The sequence below is a fragment of the Streptomyces sp. NBC_01384 genome (assembly GCF_045040035.1).
Classification (GTDB): Bacteria; Actinomycetota; Actinomycetes; order Streptomycetales; family Streptomycetaceae; genus Streptomyces.
On the sequence record NZ_CP109560.1, the window covers coordinates 175,299 to 193,185 of the forward strand.

The 17,887-nt window shown below is 67.6% G+C and carries 15 protein-coding genes and 2 pseudogenes; 5 read left to right on the forward strand and 12 right to left on the reverse strand.

Annotation, left to right across the window (positions count from 1 at the left end; translation table 11 throughout):
• Positions 1-169: 169 nt before the first annotated feature.
• Positions 170-994 (forward strand): annotated as a pseudogene (locus OG747_RS48160) (IS110 family transposase); the annotation flags it as partial.
• Between the two features lies 1 nt (position 995).
• Here OG747_RS48160 and OG747_RS48165 read toward each other — a convergent pair.
• The 5 genes and pseudogenes from OG747_RS48165 to OG747_RS48185 form a co-directional block, all read right to left on the reverse strand.
• Positions 996-1,151, reverse strand: a pseudogene (locus OG747_RS48165) (amino acid ABC transporter substrate-binding protein); the annotation flags it as partial.
• Positions 1,152-1,625: 474 nt separating this feature from the next.
• On the reverse strand, positions 1,626-1,943 hold the full coding sequence (locus OG747_RS48170) for a hypothetical protein (RefSeq protein ID WP_331744682.1): 318 nt from the start codon (positions 1,941-1,943) through the stop codon (positions 1,626-1,628).
• A gap of 72 nt (positions 1,944-2,015) precedes the next feature.
• Positions 2,016-2,276: a non-oxidative hydroxyarylic acid decarboxylases subunit D gene (locus OG747_RS48175; protein ID WP_331744679.1), complete on the reverse strand. Its 261-nt coding sequence runs from the start codon at positions 2,274-2,276 to the stop codon at positions 2,016-2,018.
• A 42-nt stretch (positions 2,277-2,318) separates the two neighbouring features.
• Complete coding sequence (locus tag OG747_RS48180) at positions 2,319-3,740, reverse strand: non-oxidative hydroxyarylic acid decarboxylases subunit C (protein WP_331764955.1); 1,422 nt, start codon at positions 3,738-3,740, stop codon at positions 2,319-2,321.
• Between the two features lie 28 nt (positions 3,741-3,768).
• Positions 3,769-4,389: a non-oxidative hydroxyarylic acid decarboxylases subunit B gene (locus OG747_RS48185; protein WP_331744673.1), complete on the reverse strand. Its 621-nt coding sequence runs from the start codon at positions 4,387-4,389 to the stop codon at positions 3,769-3,771.
• 94 nt (positions 4,390-4,483) lie between these two features.
• Between OG747_RS48185 and OG747_RS48190 the strand changes: the two genes are divergently transcribed.
• Entirely contained in the window at positions 4,484-5,371 is an 888-nt protein-coding gene (locus OG747_RS48190; RefSeq protein ID WP_331764956.1) for an AraC family transcriptional regulator, read from the forward strand.
• Between the two features lie 80 nt (positions 5,372-5,451).
• Here the strand turns inward: OG747_RS48190 and OG747_RS48195 are convergent, their stop codons facing one another.
• The 4 genes from OG747_RS48195 to OG747_RS48210 all read right to left on the reverse strand — a co-directional run bounded on the left by OG747_RS48195 (position 5,452) and on the right by OG747_RS48210 (position 8,061).
• The gene (locus tag OG747_RS48195; RefSeq protein WP_331744667.1) at positions 5,452-5,985 is read right to left on the reverse strand and encodes a DUF6262 family protein; all 534 of its coding nucleotides are present in this window, start codon (positions 5,983-5,985) and stop codon (positions 5,452-5,454) included.
• Positions 5,982-6,152, reverse strand: a complete 171-nt coding sequence (locus OG747_RS48200; protein WP_331764957.1) for a hypothetical protein — start codon at positions 6,150-6,152, stop codon at positions 5,982-5,984. The genes OG747_RS48195 and OG747_RS48200 overlap by 4 nt, the downstream gene beginning before the upstream one ends.
• A 326-nt stretch (positions 6,153-6,478) precedes the next feature.
• Positions 6,479-7,390, reverse strand: coding sequence for an SDR family oxidoreductase (locus tag OG747_RS48205; protein ID WP_331744661.1), 912 nt, complete (start codon positions 7,388-7,390; stop codon positions 6,479-6,481).
• Positions 7,387-8,061, reverse strand: coding sequence for a TetR/AcrR family transcriptional regulator (locus OG747_RS48210; RefSeq protein ID WP_331764958.1), 675 nt, complete (start codon positions 8,059-8,061; stop codon positions 7,387-7,389). The genes OG747_RS48205 and OG747_RS48210 overlap by 4 nt, the downstream gene beginning before the upstream one ends.
• A 393-nt stretch (positions 8,062-8,454) precedes the next feature.
• Here OG747_RS48210 and OG747_RS48215 point away from each other — a divergent pair, with 393 nt between their 5' ends.
• A complete protein-coding gene (locus OG747_RS48215; protein WP_331744655.1) occupies positions 8,455-9,057 on the forward strand; it encodes a recombinase family protein in 603 nt (200 codons plus the stop codon).
• 25 nt (positions 9,058-9,082) lie between these two features.
• Here OG747_RS48215 and OG747_RS48220 read toward each other — a convergent pair whose 3' ends face one another.
• The 3 genes from OG747_RS48220 to OG747_RS48230 all read right to left on the reverse strand — a co-directional run bounded on the left by OG747_RS48220 (position 9,083) and on the right by OG747_RS48230 (position 13,083).
• A complete protein-coding gene (locus tag OG747_RS48220) occupies positions 9,083-12,142 on the reverse strand; it encodes a Tn3 family transposase (RefSeq protein ID WP_331764959.1) in 3,060 nt (1,019 codons plus the stop codon).
• Between the two features lie 166 nt (positions 12,143-12,308).
• A complete protein-coding gene (locus OG747_RS48225) occupies positions 12,309-12,584 on the reverse strand; it encodes a hypothetical protein (RefSeq protein WP_331745114.1) in 276 nt (91 codons plus the stop codon).
• Entirely contained in the window at positions 12,469-13,083 is a 615-nt protein-coding gene (locus OG747_RS48230) for a transposase family protein (RefSeq protein WP_331764960.1), read from the reverse strand. The genes OG747_RS48225 and OG747_RS48230 overlap by 116 nt, the downstream gene beginning before the upstream one ends.
• A 741-nt stretch (positions 13,084-13,824) precedes the next feature.
• On the opposite strand from OG747_RS48230, the gene OG747_RS48235 reads away from it, so the two are divergent.
• Both OG747_RS48235 and OG747_RS48240 read left to right on the forward strand, forming a co-directional pair.
• Positions 13,825-16,440, forward strand: a complete 2,616-nt coding sequence (locus OG747_RS48235) for a hypothetical protein (protein ID WP_331764961.1) — start codon at positions 13,825-13,827, stop codon at positions 16,438-16,440.
• 154 nt (positions 16,441-16,594) lie between these two features.
• On the forward strand, positions 16,595-17,848 hold the full coding sequence (locus OG747_RS48240) for an SGNH/GDSL hydrolase family protein (RefSeq protein ID WP_331764962.1): 1,254 nt from the start codon (positions 16,595-16,597) through the stop codon (positions 17,846-17,848).
• Positions 17,849-17,887: the final 39 nt, after the last annotated feature.

Genomic DNA, 17,887 nt, shown 5'->3' on the forward strand with positions numbered 1-17,887 from the left:
GCTTGTGGGTGGTTGCCCTTGATGGCTCGCTCTACCTGGCCGCCCGGTGTCTCACGACGACTCGGCCACTGATTAGGAGCTGCGAGCGCCTCGTGCGTATCGCTGAGTAGGACCACGCTGGCGAGGTCGTCCGGGAGAACAGCGCAACATCGAACGACCGGAGGAACTGGTGGCCCAGATCTGGGCGGGTACGGACATCGGCAAGACGCACCACCACTGCGTGGTCCTGAACGCCGAGGGTGAGCGGCTGCTGTCGAGGCGGGTGCTGAACGATGAGCCGGAACTGCTGGCCCTGCTCGCCGACGTGCTGGCCATCGACGAGGACGTGGTCTGGGCGGTCGATGTTGCCGACGGCATGGCCACCTTGTTGATCAGCGTGCTGCTCAACCACGGACAGCACCTCGTCTACATACCCGGCCTGGCGGTCAACCGGGCCTCGGCCAGCTACCGGGGCATGGGCAAGACTGACGCCAAGGACGCAACCGTCATCGCTGACCAGGCCCGGATGCGACGTGACCTGACGGTCCTGCGACCGGACGACGAGCGCGCCATCGAGCTGCGGGTCCTCACCAGCCGCCGGGCCGACCTGAACGCCGACCGCACCCGCAAGATCAACCGGCTGCGCGGTCAACTCACCAGTATCTTCCCGGCGTTGGAGCGAGTCCTTGACCTGGGCAACGCCGGCCCGCTGATCCTGTTGACCGGCTACCAGACCCCGGCAGCCCTGCGCCGGACCGGCGGGAAGAGGCTGGAGACCTGGCTGCGAAACCGCAAGGTCCGCGGTCCCGAAGCTCTCGCCGCAGCTGCCCTCGAAGCGGCCACGCGTCAGCACACCGCCGTTCCCGGGGAGAAGATCACCGCGCAGGTGATCCAGACCCTGGCCAAGGAGGTGATGGGCCTCAACGAGCAGATCACCGAGATCGACAAGCTCATTGCGGCCCGGTTTCGCGACCACGAGCTCGCCGAAGTGATCTCCAGCATGCCCGGCATCGGACGGCGTCATTGACTTCGCGAACGGCCAGCTCGAGTCCAGCGAGCAAGTGCTGGCCTGCCTCGACCCAGCCAGGCCGGGTAAGCGGAACGAGAGCGCCGATCTGCACTGATGATCCGTCAGTCCGCCCCGTTTCAGATGCCGGTGGTGGCGTATTCATGCGTGGGCGTCTCCCTCGTGACAACTCGGTCGCAGGTTGCCCAGATCGCCGAGTGGCAAGACCCGGTGGTACGCGTCCATCTCATCTCGCCGTGGCGGGCGCACCTGCGTGATCATGCCGGACATTGCATCCACCACCATCGCCAACAGGCAACCGATTATTTGTTCAGGTGCCCGGACTGCACCTGCGGCCTCTATCTCGCCGGACCGAACCTGCGATCCGCACTCCGCACACGGCCTGACCTCGCGTCAACCCCCGAAGGACTTCCAGAGCGGACCACTTAGGGAACCAACGAGGCTACTGAGCCGGTGAGTTGAGACTTCGAACACCTCCCGCAACGGCGCCTCGTGCGTTGCGGACGCCGACGCCCTCACCCGATCGGTGGCCACGCTGAAAGAGCTCACTGATCGCGGACCCGACGCCAGGGGCGTCAGCAGCGTATGAGGCCGACCTGTTGCTTCCCCGTTGTAGTCGTCATCCTGCGGCCGAGGCGTCCGACGTGTGAGCCGCAGACCCACGGCACGTTGCGTGCCGACGGAACGGCCACTGGTGGACGGAGCGCAGCAGTAGGTCGTCCGGTGGGGCGGGCAGGGGCGGCGGGGCGCTGGTGAAGTGAGCGATGAGCACGACCCTGTCCTGGCCGCCCAGGTAGATGCCCGCGTCGAGGCAGGCGGGGTCGGCGATGACGGTGGGCAGCACGGTCTGTTCGATGTGGGAGAGCAGGTCGGCCTGTCGGCCTGCTTGGGCGCGTGCCTCCCACATGAGGGTGTCGGGTGGCGATGTGATGGTCATGCCGGTTTCCGGGAGGGCGGTGCCCGGCGGATTCAAACCGCCGGGCGTCGTGGTGGGCAGGGGGGAACGGGGTCAGGAGTGGCGCAGCGGCGGGATGACGGGCAGTTCCACCGCGTTGCGGATGTCCTCTACGGTCATCTTGAAGCTCTCCGGGTAGGCGTCGCGCTGGGTACGGCGGGCCGGCTCGGACGTGCGCCAGCAGTACCGGCACTGCTCACAGTGGTAGACGTCCCAGACACCTTCGACGGGGGAGGTGTAGAGCAGGTCCAGGGTGGTGTGCCCGCAGCGCGGGCACTCGGTGGGCGCGCTGTTCTTCGTGGTCTTGGCGGCCATGGCGGTGGGGTCTCCTTACGTTGTAGGTGGGTCAGGGGTTGGTCATTGTTTGGCAAGCTGCTGCAGCTTGGTGAGCCACTCGCCCATCTCGGGCAGGTCGTGTACCTGGTTGCCGTAGTTGCCGCGGTTGTCCGGCCTGGCCGGGGTGGTGGCGTCGATGATGAGCTTGGCGCCGGTGCCGGGGTTGTCCGACTGGGGAGCGAGCTCCATCAGCGACAGGTGCGGCACGACGACGAGGTCGTCGCTGGGATTCATCTTGGTGGACAGCGCCCACATCACCTGGGGGAGGTTGAACGGGTCGACGTCCTCGTCCACCACGATCACGGTGGCGGCGTAGCCGAGTCCGTGAGGCGTCGTCAGCACCCGCATGCCGACCGCCTTGGCGAAGCCGCCGTAGCGCTTCTTGGTGGAGACGATGATGACCAGTCCGTGGGTGTACATCGCGTTGACGGCCTGGACCTCGGGGAAGTCCTTCTTCAGCTGCTCGTACAGCGGCACGCAGGTGTTGAGGGCCATTAGGTAGTCGATCTCGGTCCACGGCATGCCGAGGTAGAGGTGCTCGAAGACCGGGTCGGTGCGGTAGGAGATCTTGTCGATCCGGATCACCGGCATGTTGCGGCCGCCGGAGTAGTGCCCGGTGAACTCGCCGAACGGGCCCTCGATCTCGCGCTTGCGACCTTCGATGACGCCCTCGATGACCACTTCGGAGCCCCACGGCACCGGCAGGCCGGTCAGCGGCGCCGTGGCGATGGGCGCTGGGGCGCCGCGCAGCGCGCCGGCCATCTCGTACTCGTTCTGGTCGTACTCCATCGGCGTGGCGGCCACGATCGAGATCACCGGGTCGTTGCCGAGGGTGATCGCGATCGGCAGGTCCTCGCCGCGCTCCTCGGCCTTGCGCAGGTGCAGGCCGATGTCGTGCACCGGTCCGGGCTGGATGGCGAGCTTGCGCCGGCCCTGGACCTCGATGCGGTAGATGCCGACGTTCTGCTTGCCGGAGTTCTCCGGGTCGTCGGGGTCCTTGGAGACGATGGCGGCCTTGTCGATGTAGAAGCCGCCGTCGCCGTCGTTGAGCCGGAGCAGGGGGAGGATGTCGAAGATGTTGACGGCCTCGCCCTCGGCGGAGTTCTGCGCCCACAGCGGGTTGTCCCGCCACTCGGGCTTGACCGGGAACTTTGCCCAGCGAGCGATGAACTCGTCCACCTGATCCTTGGTGCCGGTCGCCTTGGGCAGGCCCAGAGCCAGGGCGTGGTTGGCCCAGGAGCCGTGGACGTTCATCGCGATCCGGGCGTTGTAGAAGCCGGAGACGTTGTCGAAGTACAGCGCCGGTGCGGCATCCCCCAGACGCGTGACAGCGTTCGCGGCGGCGGCGACATCAGGCTCGGGCATCACCTGCTCGGTGATGCGCAGCAGTTGTCCTTCCCTCTCGAGGGTGTCGAGGAAGCTGCGCAGATCGTCGTAGGCCATGTCTCTCCTCCAATGGTGGTGGCAGGTGTCAGGAAGCGTGAACACCGTTGGGTGTGGGGGCCGCAGCGGGCGTGGTGGCGCGCGCGGAGCGCATTCCCTCCCAGCGTTTGGCGGCCGGGAACGGGAGGTCGAACTGGTCCAGTACGCGGGCGGTGACGTGGTCCACGATGTCGTCCACAGACTGCGGGTGGTTGTAGAAGGCGGGCATCGGCGGCACCATCTGCACACCCATCCGGGACAGCGCCAGCATGTTCTCCAGATGGATCTCGCTCAGCGGGGTCTCCCGGGGGACCAGCACCAACTTGCGCCGCTCCTTGAGAACGACGTCCGCGGCGCGCCCCACCAATCCGTCCGCGAATCCCGCGCGGATGCCGGCCAGGGTCTTCATCGAGCAGGGCACGATCATCATGCCCTCGGTGCGGAAGGAGCCCGAGGAGATCGTGGCGCCCTGGTCCTCCGGGTTGTGCACCTCGTCGGCGAGCGCGGCCACCTCGCGGGCCGAGAAGCCGGTCTCCAGCTCTATGGTGGTGCGCGCCCAGCGGGACAGCACCAGATGGGTCTCCACCTCGGGAAGCTGCTTGAGCGCCTGCAGCAGCCGCACCCCGAACGGTGCCCCGGTCGCCCCTGTCATCCCCACGATCAGCCGCATGCCGCTGCCCTCCTTCACCAGTCAGTCGAATCCTGCCTCGCTCTCCACGCTAAGACGTGTTCGCAGGTCATTCGGGCTACGATCTGGACTGGAGGTGTTCAAAATCGGACAGCAGAGGATTACCCAAGTCCCGTTCCGCCCGGCGGCCGGGGCGCTGCCCGGCCTGGACGTGCTGCCGCTGGCCCGACTGGCTCGGCGGGCCGCCGAGCACGGGTTGGATCCGCGGACGCCCGCGCGGGCCGCCTTCCACCATCTGCTGACGGTCGAGGAGGGGACCGTCCGGCTCACCGTGGACGGAGAGCCGCTGCCGGTGCCGCCCGGCGCCTGGTTGTGGATCCGGCCCGAACAGGTGTACCGCTTCGACGAGAGTCTCGAGCATGCGCAGGGCACCCTGATCCTCTTCCAGCCCGGCCTCCTCGACCCGGCGACCATCGCTGCGGCCAGCGTCGATCCGCCCTATTCGCAGGGCCCGCTGCTGCCGACCGCGCAGGAGGCCGAGCCGATCGACCGGACGCTCGGGCTGCTCATGGAGGCGTACCGGGAGACGGGCGCGCTGCGGCTGGACGCGCAGATTGAGCTCGTCCGGCACCTGCTGGCGGCGCTGGTGCTGCGGCTCTCGCACCTGTACGTCCGCGAGCAGGGGGCGCGCGAGGCCAGTGAGGCGTTCCGTGCGTTCCACGCGGCGGTCGAGCGCGACTTCGCCGAGAGCCGCACCGTCGCCGACTATGCCCGGGCGCTCGGATACAGCTCGCGGACGCTGACCCGCGCCTGCCTCACGGCGGCGGGGGTCACCGCGAAGCGGTATCTGGACGAGCGGATCGTCCTGGAGGCCAGACGCCTCCTCTTCCACACCGAGTTGCCGACCTCGGCGGTCGGCGAGCGGCTCGGTTTTCCCCATCACACGGCGTTCTCGAAGTTCTTCCGGCACCACACCGGGGAGACCCCCAGCGACTACCGCTCGCGGGCCTCGGGACGGGGCTGACGCCGTGCGGCCGATCCGTGACGAGATCGGCCGTCGTGTCCAGGCCCTCGTGGACGAACTCCTGCCCCGCCACGCCTGAGCTACCGGGCGGCTCCGCGCTGGTTCACCGCCCGGGTCAGCTCCCGGTTGGCCGCGCGGGCCGCCTCCAGCTCCGCGTCCCGCGCCTCCAGCCGCGCGGTCAGCTCAGTGTTCATCTGCTCCAGACCCACGACCTGGCGCTGGAGTTCTTCCACGTCGGCGGGGGCGCCGAGCCCTGATTCACGCCATGCCTGCTCGCCCATGAGCTCCGACAGTCGCCGCTCCAACCGGCGGATCTGCGCGAGGAGGCGGGTGTTGCGGGCCTGGGAGTTGGCGAGGTCGGCCTGCAGCGACGCCAAACTGACCGGCGGACCGGCCGAGGAAGGTGGTCCGTGTGGCTCGCGTTCGGCGGCATGGATCAGTGCGAGCAGGTCACGATGGCGGTAGAGGAAGGTGCGGTCAACCCCGGCCTGCCGGGCGATGCCGCTCACGCTGATCACCGTGCCGTTGCGGGTGGCCTGCGCGAGGGCGGTTTTCACGCGCTGGCGGCGGCGTTCGCCGTCGGCGCGGCGGCCGTCGGCCATGGTGGTGCTCATGCGGACCTCGTGGTGTGGACGTCGGGCAAGGGCTGGCCGATACGGGGCATGCCGAGCATCACGCTCCGGCTGCGGCGTACGACGGCGACGGCCTCGCCGATCTGCGCCTGCTCCTCGGCCGTGAGGTCACCGAGATCGGCCTTCACCCGCTCGATCAGCCGGCGCACCCGGCCGCGCGGACGACGTCCACGAGCACGGCGAAGGTCCGGTCGTGCGCCCCGCCTGCCCACGATGATGAGGCTTCGTGAAATTGATTCTGACCGCAGTTCCGTGAACTCGCTTGATCGTCAAAATCTGGCCGGTGGCACGGGCCAGGGGTTTCCATCTGGTGAGTTGTTTGCCGGCCGTCCGGCCACCACGTAGTCGTGATACTCGTCTGGACCAGGCCAGCGTTGGAGGGCAGCCGGAATACGCCGGAAAGGTGCCGTAGTGCGTCAGCGTCGGTGTCCTGGAGGCGGGTGAGCCCCGCCCTCAGGACCCGGTACTGCAGGAGTTACAGCGGGTCCCCGAGTGGCCCGTGCTCCTCCTCCAGGGCACTGGCCCAATGAGAGGGCCAGTCTGGTTGCCTGCCGTCTGCATCGGTGAACCCGTACTCCTTATATAGGCCCCAGGTGGCCAGGGCCCGCCCGGTCTTGGCCATGACGCCGGGGTCCGCGGCCAGGGCGGCGACGGCCCGTCCCAGGTAGGTGGGGGTTTCAGAGTGGGCGAAGTTGGGGTCCTTGGCCGCGCCGTCACGCCAGTTTGCCTCGGTGACACCGAAGCCCTCCAGCATGGCCTCCGAGCGCAGGAAACCGGGAGTGATAGCCACCGCCGCGACGCCATGCTGCTCCAGCTCCGCAGCCTGGGCTACGGCGAGGCGGATCACGGCAGACTTCGCAAGGTCGTAGAAGAACGAGCCCCGGTACCGGGCGGTGTTGCCGTCGGTGACCTCCACCACCAGACCGCTCTTACGGGCCACCATCAGTGGAAGCGCGAACCGGCTGGTGATCACGTGGGTCTCCACGGCCTGCCGGAGCAGCCGCAGGCCGGTGTCCAAGTCCTGCTCCCACAAGGGGTGCTCCCAGTCGGTCAGCGGGTCGCCGCCCCACACGGAGTTGACCAGGATGTCGAGCCGACCGCTTTGCTGTGCCGCGATCCGGTCGACCAGCGCGCGGACGTCCTCCGGGCGGCTGTGGTCGGTGCGCACGGCGATGCCGGTGCCGCCGGCCGCGGTGATCTGCTCGGCGGTCTCCTCGATGGTCTCCGGACGCTCAAGGTCGGAGCGTCCGGCCCTGCTGCTGCGGCCGGTGACGTACACGGTGGCGCCCGCCGACCCGAGTGCAACGGCGATTCCCCGCCCTCCGCCCCGGGTGCCTCCCGCGACCAGGGCGACCTTCCCGGCCAGCGGCTGTTTGGCGCTTGTCATGATTCCTCCGAGCTGGGGCTGTTACTGGACGAGAGGTGAGGCGACACAAGGGTGTTGATTTCTTGCCGGAGTCGCTGCGGCAGCGTGCCCTGACGGTCCAGCGCCCAGGTCAGACCCGCACCGGCGATGATTGCCTGGACGGACCCGGCCAGTGCTGCCGTATCTGTTCCGGTCCGGAGTTCCCCCGAGGACACGGCAGCGGTCAGCAGTGTCTCGATCGCCCTTCCCTGGGCCTGGTGGACGGCCAGGGCATGCTCGTGCAACTGAGAATCGGTCAGGTCCATGCACAGGAAAGCCAGGTGGTTGGCGAAGCTCTCCGGCGTAGCCAAGGGAGTCATCGACTCCACAGCCAGCGAAATCAGCGCGGCCAGGGCGGAAGCCTGCTCCGTCCGCACCTGCTCGTACCGTGCGTCTGCGTCTCGTGCCGACTGCTTGGCCAGTGCCACCAGAAGGCCGTGCTTGGAGCCGAAGCGCTGCACGAGTGTGCCGGCCACCAGTCCCACCTCGCTGGCTACAGCCGCCAGAGTCAGACCTGCAGGGCCCACCCGGCCCATCACATCGGCCGCCCCACGCAAGATCACCGAATCTTCGACCCCTCGAGGACGTCCTGCCACTAACGCCTCCCAATAAATAAATGATTGTTCATTTATTAAATCACCTGCTGGCCCCATTGTCCCTTCTCATTCGATCTTGCCGCTGGGCGGCGCCCTGACCTGCGGAGAGACAAAGTCGAGTGAGACGCCGAAGCCTTGCCGTGTCACTTGACGTTGTCGGCCAGGCACGTTTCCAGGACCGACGGCCGCCGGGGCGGCAACGCGTTGACCTGGGGTGTCTCACTTGGCCTTGCCCCTCACCAGCGAATCGGAGAACGCCCGGTGAGACGGAGGCAAGGTCTCGCGAGACGGGACACCCATCCGCAATCGCCGGCAGGAGCCGGGGCGAGTGTCGATAAACGAACGTCTGTCGACACTCGGGGCCGTGATCACGAACCCGCAGGTGGGCACTGTCGACAACCCGCGTCGGAAATCAACGTCGGTGAACGGTCGTTGAGATAGTTTTCGACAATGCTCCTTGGCTACTGCCGCACTTCGACGGCCGAACAGAACCCCGATCATCAGATCGACTCACTTCTTCGCAACGGCGTCGACCGCGATAACGTCCATGTCGACGTCGCCAGCGGTGCGAAAGCCTCCCGCCCGAAGCTCGACCTCGTCATGCAGCTGATGCGCGAGGGCGACACGTTGAAGGTCACTCGGCTCGACCGGCTGTCCCGCTCCGTCCTGCACTTGGTCACCCTCGGCGCCGACCTGCGTGAGCGCGGGATCGGCCTGCACGTCATCGAGCAGGGCATCGACACCTCCACCATGGAAGGCCGCGCCATGTTCGGCATGCTGTCCGTGCTCGCCGAGCTCCAGCGGGAGCTGATCGTGGCGAATACGAACGACGGGCTCGCCTCCGCGCGGGCGCGCGGCCGGGTCGGCGGGCGCCGCCCCAGGTTCACCGCCGACCAGGCCGACCTCGCTCAGCAGCTCTACGACGCCCGCGAGAGGACCGTCCAGCAGATCGCCGACATGTTCAACGTGCCGCGCTCCACGGTGTACGGACACCTCGACAAGTCCAAGACCGTGCCCCGCCAGCCGAAGAAGACCACCGCCGTGAAGCCCTGACGGCGCCAGGCTCCACGGGGGGCGGTCACGCGGCCATCCGCAGCCGGCCCATGGCTTGTCCCTCGGGCGGTTCCATGTCCAGGTGCCAGACCCCGAAGCGGCGGATCTTGCTGGTGATGTACAGGGTGATGGTGGCCAGGTCCGCCGGGTCGATGTCCCGGCCCTCGTCGATGAGGTCGTTGACCACCTTCGTGATGTCCACGGCCGTATGGAAAATGAGGCAGTTCGCGAGCAGCTCGTTGAACTTGATGAGCTTCTCCTGGTCGTCGGGGTCGTTGTCCCGCATCTCCTCCCCGGCGAACCGGAGCCAGTTGGAGAACTTGTGGAACGCCTCGACCTTGTTCGTCATCGACTGGATCGACTCCCGCAGCTCAGGCTCCGACAGGAATCGCAGGAGCACGATGGTGCGCATCACCCGCCCGAGCTCGCGGTACGCCTGGTAGATGCGGTTGCGGCGGGACTCGTTGCCCAGGCGCCGCAGCAGCGCGGCGGAGGAGAGCCGGCCCTCCCGGATGGAGAGGACCACGCGCATGAGGTCGATCCAGTGGTTCTCGATCAGTTTCCAGTCGATGACGTCCTTGTCGGGGGCGCCGAACAGCGGGTCGATGTGCTGGTACTTCACCGTCGAGCTGGGCCGGTAGAAGACCAGGTCCTTCCAGTTGCGGATGCGCGGGAGCAGTTCGATGCCGAGCATGTGTGCGAGCCCGAAGACGGGCAGCGACTGGCCCTGCGTATCTTCGTGGACAATGTCCACGGTTACCTCGGACTCGTTCTTCAAAAGGCCCTCGAACAAGTACACCGCCTCCCAGACACCACACGGGATGAAGTGGGAGAAGAGTGCGATGTAGGTGTCGGAGATGTGCCGGTAGGCGATGCCGCCATAGCCGCCGTACCGGATCGAGGTCTCGGCCAGGAGGTTGTTCTCCCAGGTGTCGATCTGGGAGCCGTCGACCCCGGCCTTGGAGACGTCGCCCCAGACGTGCGCGAGGTCGAGCTGGATGAACATGTCGATCACGTCCGCCGACGCCATGTTCAGCTTGTCGGTGGTGATGTGCTGGTTGCCCGCCAGCGACAGCTCGTGCACTGACACCTTCTGCCGCATGTGCCGCGCGACCTGGGCGGGGCCCGCGTTCCTCCCATAACAGAAGACCGTCAGGACGTACCGGGCGAGTTTGTCGCGGATCTTCGGGTCCGATCCTGAGGCCGGCCCGAAGTGCCGCCACCACTGAAGCCAGTACGCGGTGCGCGCGAGCACGTCCAAAAGGCTCCACTCCGGCAGACGCCTGAGGATCTCCCGCTCCAGGTCCTGCGCCGAGGACTTGCGGTCCTTCCCCTTGCGGGGGCTGAGCACGATCTTCCCGGTGTCCTTGTCGATGGTCAGATCCGCGTTGTCCGGGTACCCCGCATCCACCCTGGCCGCCACGGCGGTCAGCTTTGCCTTGAGGGCGGCCGTGAACGCCCCCGCGCTCGCGGGCAGCCCGGCCTCCTCGCAGTACTCGGCCACCAAAGGCTGGCACGCCTCCCAGCTCAGCAGCTGGTCGTGGAGGTTGGCGTACGACTCCGAGCCGATGACCGCCACGTCGCCAGTCCTCAGCTCGTGCGTTAAGGAGAACAGGGTGCACACCTCTAGGTGCCGCCGGTTGATCAGACCCGGGCGCCGCTTGTCGAACAGGATGCGCTTCCACATCTGCGCGGCAAAGTCGGTGCTGACAGTCTTCGTCTCCGCGGTGCCGTTCTCGTCCGTGGCGGTGTAGGTGATCGGCACCCACTCACCGGTGCGGTGCCGCATGGCCTGGCAGAACTCCACCGCCTGCAACACCGTGTCGTCGGTAGAGGTCGCGACAATCTGAAGGACCTCGGTCAAATCCAGCAGGACCTTGCGGTGGCTCTTGAAGTGCCGCCACAGCAGCGGCGCGTAGTTGTCGCCGTGGTGGGCGGAGACCAGCTCATGGTCCTCGGACAGCTTCGCAAGCCCGCCGGCCCTTTCCAGCCGGGCCAGCACCGCCTCGCCACACTCCTTGTGCACCTTGTTCCGCCCCCGCGCCGTCGTGGGCAGGGTGACCGACTCGCCGTCGAAGCCAACCGCGTCCTTGGCCGCCTCCAACACCTCGCCGAGCACGGCGATCAGCCGCTCGGACTCCGCCCGGTGCCGCTCGCGGATCTTCTCCAGGTCTTCCTTGGCCTTCTTCGTGACGGCCCCCATCCGCTTGCACAGCATCGTCACCAGGTCGTCGCGGGCCCTCACCTTCGCGCTGTGCAGCAGGCTGGCCAACAGCGCGAGCCGCTTCACCGCGCCGACCTTGGACATCTCGGCCGCGTCCAGCACCTGTGCCTGCCCAGCGAAGTGCCCCACCTTGCCCGGCGGCACCCCCTCCAGCCACGTCACCGTCCGCCCCAGCAGCTCCAGACCGTCCAGAAACTTCAGGTGCTCGCGCAGGTGGGAGACCGTCGGCGACTTCGCTGGCCGCTTCAGCTCGTCGAACCGGCTGCGGGCCCCCGCGGGTACCCGCAGGAGTCCCAGCAGCCGGGCCTGCTCGACCTCGTCCATCCGCGACACGATCCGTGCGAAGAACTCCTCGTTCACCTCGGTACGGATCGCCGCGGCCATCTCGTCCAGCGTGGTGTAACCGGGCAGCTCCAACCGTGCCTTGACCAGCTGCTCCAGCGCCACATTGATCAGATCAGCCGGATTGTCCTTGGTCTGCACCGCCTCATAGATCGCTGCCGAAGCCACCTTGCGAGCCCGCTCCCGGTCGTAGACCACGCCAAGCCGCTCACGTACGAAGTCCCGTTGCCGCGCGGCCGTACGCGTCGAATCGTGCCCCGGCTCCACCTCGTCGCCCAGCTCCAACAGGCCACGCACATGCTCGACCACCAGCTGCGGTACCTCGTCCAGGTCCGGGAAATAGCCGAGCTTCTGGTAGCTCTTCAATAACACCACCAGCGCGAGCAGATGCTCCGCAGACCGGGCCTTCCCCCGCGCCCACATCACCTCGGCCGTGCCCGGCGTGAACGCCTGATGCAACTCTCGGGAAGTGATCGTGCGCTTGAACCGCGGGTACGCGGTACGTTCCACCGAAGCCATGCCCGGCATCCTCCCGAGCCGTCACCCGGACGGAGCGCAGCAAGCCGACCACGATCCGTCCATTCCAGGCTCATGACCAGGGGAAAAGCGCTTCCGACAGTCACTCTGGAGGCGTCGGCGAAGCACCCAACCGGGTGATCCGCCAGCGAGGCTTACCAGCCCCAGATCACCGACGCTGACGCCTACGGCACGTTTCCGGCGTATTCCGGCTGCCCACCAGCTGGGGGCAGGGCCGGTGGACCCGGTCGATCCACCGCGAGCAGTAGACAGTGAACATCTGATCACGCGGGACGCGCCAGAGCGCCTCGTCCTGCTCCCTCTCCCCCTCAGACGGCTGCTCGGCGACGCGGACGACGTCGCCCTCGGCGAGGCTCAACTCGACGCCGCTGTCGAAAAGGATCCTGTAGGGAAACGGGGTGACGTACGTCCGGACCAGCGTCACCCGGCCGAGCGTCCCGGCCGGGCGTCATCGGTTTTCGCTGCTGGTCGCGGGGTGTGGGCTGGAGTCTTGGGTGCGAGGGAGCGCCGTCGGGCGTCGTTTTCATGGTGAAGCCCCGCGCCGTTTCCCGGTGTTGTCTTGATGTCTTTGACCACATAGCCGAGTTGGCCCGCCGGTCGGGTCGTGCGGCGCTGGTATCGCTCCAGCAGTCCGGGGACCTGTCGCGGCGGGTCTGCCGCGGACAGCCCAGCACCGGGCGGGCCAGGCGCCGCACCCGCACCGACACCGCGACTCGCCGACCGTCCACCGGCAGGTCCGCCACCGTACGCTCGTGGAAACTGTGCACTCTCGCGGTCGGCGTCCCGCCCTTCGGACACGGCACCACCTCGTGCCGGGTTCGCGCCGACAGGCGGATCACCTCACCCTGGTCCGTCATGTCCTCAACGACCAGTGCCGACAACCCAGAAAGCACGCTCCCCACAAGGGAGTTGACGTCACGCATGCGACGCCGACGATCCCGGTCACGCTTCGCCACCACCGATTACGGGAGCAGAGCGGCGACGGCCTGGTTGATGACGGCGTGACTACGCGGGTGACGCGCACTGGGCGGGGCACTCGGCGCGTGCGTCCCCACTGCGAGGCGGTGGTCCGGCCGACCGCGGCGCGCGGCCGCCGGTGCCGTGGGGGTTCCTGGTGGGATTGCTGATGCATGGTCACGTCTCTCGGATGAGATCCCGCAGAAGGCCGTACCGGGTATCGGCGGGCGGAGCCCAGCGCCGGGCAGGCCCCGAGGCCACGGATAGCCAAGGTGGCAGCGGTGGCGCCGCCAGAGGCCACGGGCGGGAAGGGCGAAGGGCCGTCCTCGGGCGGTGGCGCAGGTGGCGGTCGGGCGATGATGCCCGTAGTCGTGCCTGCGGCAACTGATCCGGAGTCGGTCCGACCACCGCGTGCCCCGATTCCGGCGCGGCAGGCCCCTCGTGGCGGCTGGCTTCCTCGCAGGACCAGATCCGCTTCAGACGGTACCGGCTTTCGCGATCCCAACCTCGATGTCCATGACGACGATGCTCTCCAACAGCCGTCGGCGCGATGAGTCTGCGAAGAATCAGATACTTCGATCACGCTGTCACGATGTCAGACATCGGATCTTCTCGCGAGAGATCGCTCCTACATCTAGGAGATGAGGACGAGGTTCCGTACATTCATTGGATGTCTTGAACTCGCCCCTTACTGCTGGAGATTCACGATGCGCAACGCCGTAGCCGCAGGCCTTGTTGCCGCCGCCGCTGCCTGTTTCGGCTTCACCGGTGGCCCACCCGGAGCCGCCGTCCCGCCACCGGACACCTTGCACGTCGCGCCCGACGGGCGTGGTTCGGCCTGCAGTACGCACCAACCCTGCGCCCTGACCACCGCCCGCGACCGCGCGAGAGCCCTGGTCACGGATGCCACCGGGGATGTCGTGGTCGAACTGCAGGACGGGACGTACCGGCTCACCGGTCCGTTCCGGATGGGGCGCCAGGACTCCGGCCGGCCCGGCCACCCGGTGGTATATCGGGCGGCCGCCGGACAGACACCGGTGCTCAGCGGCGCCGCCCGGATCACCGGGTTCTCCCGGGTGGACGCCGCCAAGAACATCTACCGCGCCCGGGTCCCGGCGGGTACGGCCGGCCGGGAACTGTTCGTGAACGGGGTACGCGCGGACCGTGCGCGAGGGCCGAGGAATCCGTCCGGGTTCTCGGTGACCGCCACCGGGTTCACTACCAGCGACCCGTCGTACACCTCATGGACCAACCCCGCGCAGGTCGAGGTCGTCGAGAACAACGCCTGGAAGCAGATGCGGTGCCCGCTGGCGTCCATCACCCGCTCCGCCTCCGGCGGTTCCGACCTCACCGTCGACCCCGCCTGCTGGAACAACAACCACACCGCGGTGCCCAACCCGAGTTTTCCGTTCAACGGTGCGGGACTGCCCAGCATGGACGGCATCACGTGGCTGGAGAACGCGCACCAGCTGCTCGGCACCCCTGGCCAGTTCTACCTCGACGACAGCGCCGGCTACCTCTATTACGCGCCCAGGGCCGACGAGGACCTGGCAACGGCGGACGTCGAACTACCCGTGGCCCCCGAACTGCTCGACGTCTCAGGCACCCCGGGGCACCTGGTACCGGTGAACGACACCGACTGGCGAGCGGTCTACACCGGAAGCTGGGGCCACTCCAGCGGCCGGCACCTCGGTGACCTGGGCGCCGACGTGCACTACACCTCCGCCGACGGCGACGCCGTCAGCTACACCTTCAACGGTACCGGGATCCAGGTCCTGTCAGAGACCAACTCGGACGAAGGCGACGCTGACGTCTACATCGACGGCAAGAAGGTGTCGACGGTCTCCGGCAAGGGTCCCGAGCGTCTCGCCCAGCAGGCCATGGTCTCCGTCACCGGACTGCCCAAGGGCACGCACACGCTGCGTCTGGTCAAGACCAGCGGAACGTATCTGCTCGTCGACGGTTTCACCGTGATCCCCGATGTGGTCGCGCCCGTACACGACCTCGTCTTCTCCGGACTGACCTTCGCCTACACCACATGGAACGCCCCTACGGCCGAGGGCTACGTGGACAACCAGGCGGGGGTCATCTGGGATCCGACGACGCGCACGCCGGCGCGTATCCCCGCCGCGGTCCAGGTGCACCGAGGTACGCGGATCACCTTCTCCGACGACGTCGTCCAGCACACCGGAACCAGCGGGATCGCCTTGGCCGACCAGACGCAGGACTCCACGGTGAAGGCCAGTTCCGTCACCGACACATCCGGCACCGGAGTGGCGATCGGCGAGGTGGACGACTACTACCAGACCGAGCCCGCGCTGATGACGAGCGGCAACACCGTGTCCGGCAGCGTCGTGCAGTTCCCCGGTCAGGAGTACCAGGACGCGGTCGGCATCTGGGTCGGGCACGGCAGGTCAACCGTCATCTCGCACAACGATGTCGGCTACACGCCGTACTCCGGCATGTCCATAGGCTGGGGCTGGGGATGGGCATCGAACTGCACACTGCAGGCCGCACAAGGACTGCCCAACCCGTGCCTGCACGGCACCACCTACGCCGGGGGGAACAAGATCATCGGCAACCACGTGCACAGCGTGATGGGCGCGCTGTTCGACGGCGGCCCGATCTACACCCTCGGCGGCCAGTCCGCACCCTCGGAGTTCGCCGGAAACGTCCTGTCGGAGTGCATCGACGGTTGCAACATGGTCTACCACGACGAAGGAAGCTCGCTCTGGAACACCCACGACAACGTGGTGCGCTTCAGCAACGGGTCGCTGTGGACGAACCTGTGGACGCCAAGCATCCACGACGACTCGATCCACGACAACTACAGCGACACCGCCGCCTACAACAACAACGGCACCAACATCTCCTTCGAGCAGGCCACCGTGGTGACCGACGGGAACTGGCCGTCGGCAGCGCAGACGATCGTGGACGCCGCGGGTCCCGGCACCATGCCGGGCAAAACAGTCGATGACGACGACCTGCGCGTCTCGTACACCGGCAGTTGGTCGTCGAGCGGGTCCCGCGGCGACGGCGACCTCAACAACGGCGTCCACTACACCCAACACGACGGTGCCGCCGCCACGATCACCTTCACCGGCACCGGGATCAGCTTCCTGACCGAGACCAACTCCGACGAAGGCGACATCGGCATCACCCTGGACGGCGTCTCGAAGAAAACGGTCAGCGCGAACACCGAGCAGAGGCACGCTCAGCAGAGCCTGTACGCGACGTCCGGACTGACCGCCAGCCAGCACACATTGACGGTGACCAAACTCAGCGGCAGCTATCTCCTGGTGGACGGCTTCACGCTGAGCTGATCGCCCCTCAGCGTCACCCGTCGCAGCCGATCACCACTGACCACCGCGGGATCCGCCCCGGACCCGAACGCACAAGCCATCAGCCCGGCTGACTCCGGGTGCCCTGACGCCTGCGTCAGGGCACCCGGTCACCGGCCGGGAGAAAAGGTGAACCATGCTTGTCACGAAGAGAAGAACGCTCCGGGTCCTGCTGGCGGCGACCGTCGCCGCCGCCGGACTCATGGGAGGCGCGCCTTTCGCCGCAGGGCACTCGGACACCTCCCGTCCGGCCAGGACTCAGTCGCTCGATGCGCGGCGGGTGACGGCATGGGCGCCCAGCATGACGATCGGCGGACCGAACTTCCACGACCAGACCATCCGGATGGTCGCGCACTCCAGTGTTGAGGGAACCGCACTCCGTATCCACCTGTCCAATCTGCGCAGCACCATCCCGCTGACCGTCGGAGCGGTCAGCATCGCCGCACAGGCCGACCGGGCCACGGCGGTCGCCGGATCTCAGCGCGCGGCCACCTTCTCCCACAAGAGGTCCGTGACCATCCCAGCCGGGGCGGAACTGGTCAGCGACCCCGTACCGATGTCCGTCAAAGCCGGCCAGAACGTCCTGGTCAGCATCTACCTGCCGCACGCGACCAGCTCCGCCACCTGGCACTCCGACGCCTTCGACACCAGTTACCTGTCCGTTCCGGGCGACCACACCGCCGACGCGGCGGACGGCAACTACATCGCGGCGACCACCTCCTGGTACTACCTCTCCGGGCTCGACGTGGCCTCGCCCGACGCCCGCGGCACCGTCGTGGCCTTCGGCGACTCCATCACCGACGGCTACAACACCCCGGCGGGGGCGTACCACCGCTGGCCCGACGACCTGGCCCGCCGACTGACCGGAACCCACCCGATGGGTGTGGTGGACGCCGGTATCGGCGGCAACCGGGTCCTGACCGACGTGCCCAACATCTGGCAGGGCATCAGCGCCACCCGGCGTTTCGCCCACGACGCACTGGGTCAGCCCGGGGTGCGGGACGTGATCCTGCTGGAGGGCATCAACGACATCGGCAACAACGCGGGCCCCGGTGGTGCCCCGCTGACCGCGCAGGATCTGATCAACGGCTACCGAAATCTGATTCAGCAGGCCCATGCCGCGGGCGTCCGGATCATCGGCGGCACCCTCCTTCCCGACAAGGGCGCCGGTTACTACAGCGACTCTGCCGAAGCCATACGCCAGGCGGTCAACACCTGGATCCGGACCAGCGGGGCCTTCGACGGTGTCGTCGACTTCGAGAAGGCCGTCGCCGACCCGGCCGAACCCGGGGCCCTCAGCCCGGCCTTCGATTCCGGAGATCACCTCCACCCGAACGAAGCCGGCATGCAGGCGCTGGCGAACGCCGTCGACCTGTCCCTGCTGAAGTAGGCAGCCGTCTCGCATTGTCGGCCCGGGGCGACCCGCCGC

Excerpts from the sequence above, each read along its gene's own strand:
- OG747_RS48205 (WP_331744661.1), bottom strand. The coding sequence starts at position 7,390 with ATGACAAGCGCCAAACAGCCGCTGGCCGGGAAGGTCGCCCTGGTCGCG.
- OG747_RS48185 (WP_331744673.1), bottom strand. The coding sequence starts at position 4,389 with ATGCGGCTGATCGTGGGGATGACAGGGGCGACCGGGGCACCGTTCGGG.
- OG747_RS48175 (WP_331744679.1), bottom strand. The coding sequence starts at position 2,276 with ATGGCCGCCAAGACCACGAAGAACAGCGCGCCCACCGAGTGCCCGCGC.
- OG747_RS48195 (WP_331744667.1), bottom strand. The coding sequence starts at position 5,985 with ATGAGCACCACCATGGCCGACGGCCGCCGCGCCGACGGCGAACGCCGC.
- OG747_RS48180 (WP_331764955.1), bottom strand. The coding sequence starts at position 3,740 with ATGGCCTACGACGATCTGCGCAGCTTCCTCGACACCCTCGAGAGGGAA.
- OG747_RS48220 (WP_331764959.1), bottom strand. The coding sequence starts at position 12,142 with ATGGCTTCGGTGGAACGTACCGCGTACCCGCGGTTCAAGCGCACGATC.
- OG747_RS48215 (WP_331744655.1), top strand. The coding sequence starts at position 8,455 with ATGCTCCTTGGCTACTGCCGCACTTCGACGGCCGAACAGAACCCCGAT.
- OG747_RS48230 (WP_331764960.1), bottom strand. The coding sequence starts at position 13,083 with ATGCGTGACGTCAACTCCCTTGTGGGGAGCGTGCTTTCTGGGTTGTCG.
- OG747_RS48210 (WP_331764958.1), bottom strand. The coding sequence starts at position 8,061 with ATGGGGCCAGCAGGTGATTTAATAAATGAACAATCATTTATTTATTGG.
- OG747_RS48170 (WP_331744682.1), bottom strand. The coding sequence starts at position 1,943 with ATGACCATCACATCGCCACCCGACACCCTCATGTGGGAGGCACGCGCC.
- OG747_RS48240 (WP_331764962.1), top strand. The coding sequence starts at position 16,595 with ATGCTTGTCACGAAGAGAAGAACGCTCCGGGTCCTGCTGGCGGCGACC.
- OG747_RS48235 (WP_331764961.1), top strand. The coding sequence starts at position 13,825 with ATGCGCAACGCCGTAGCCGCAGGCCTTGTTGCCGCCGCCGCTGCCTGT.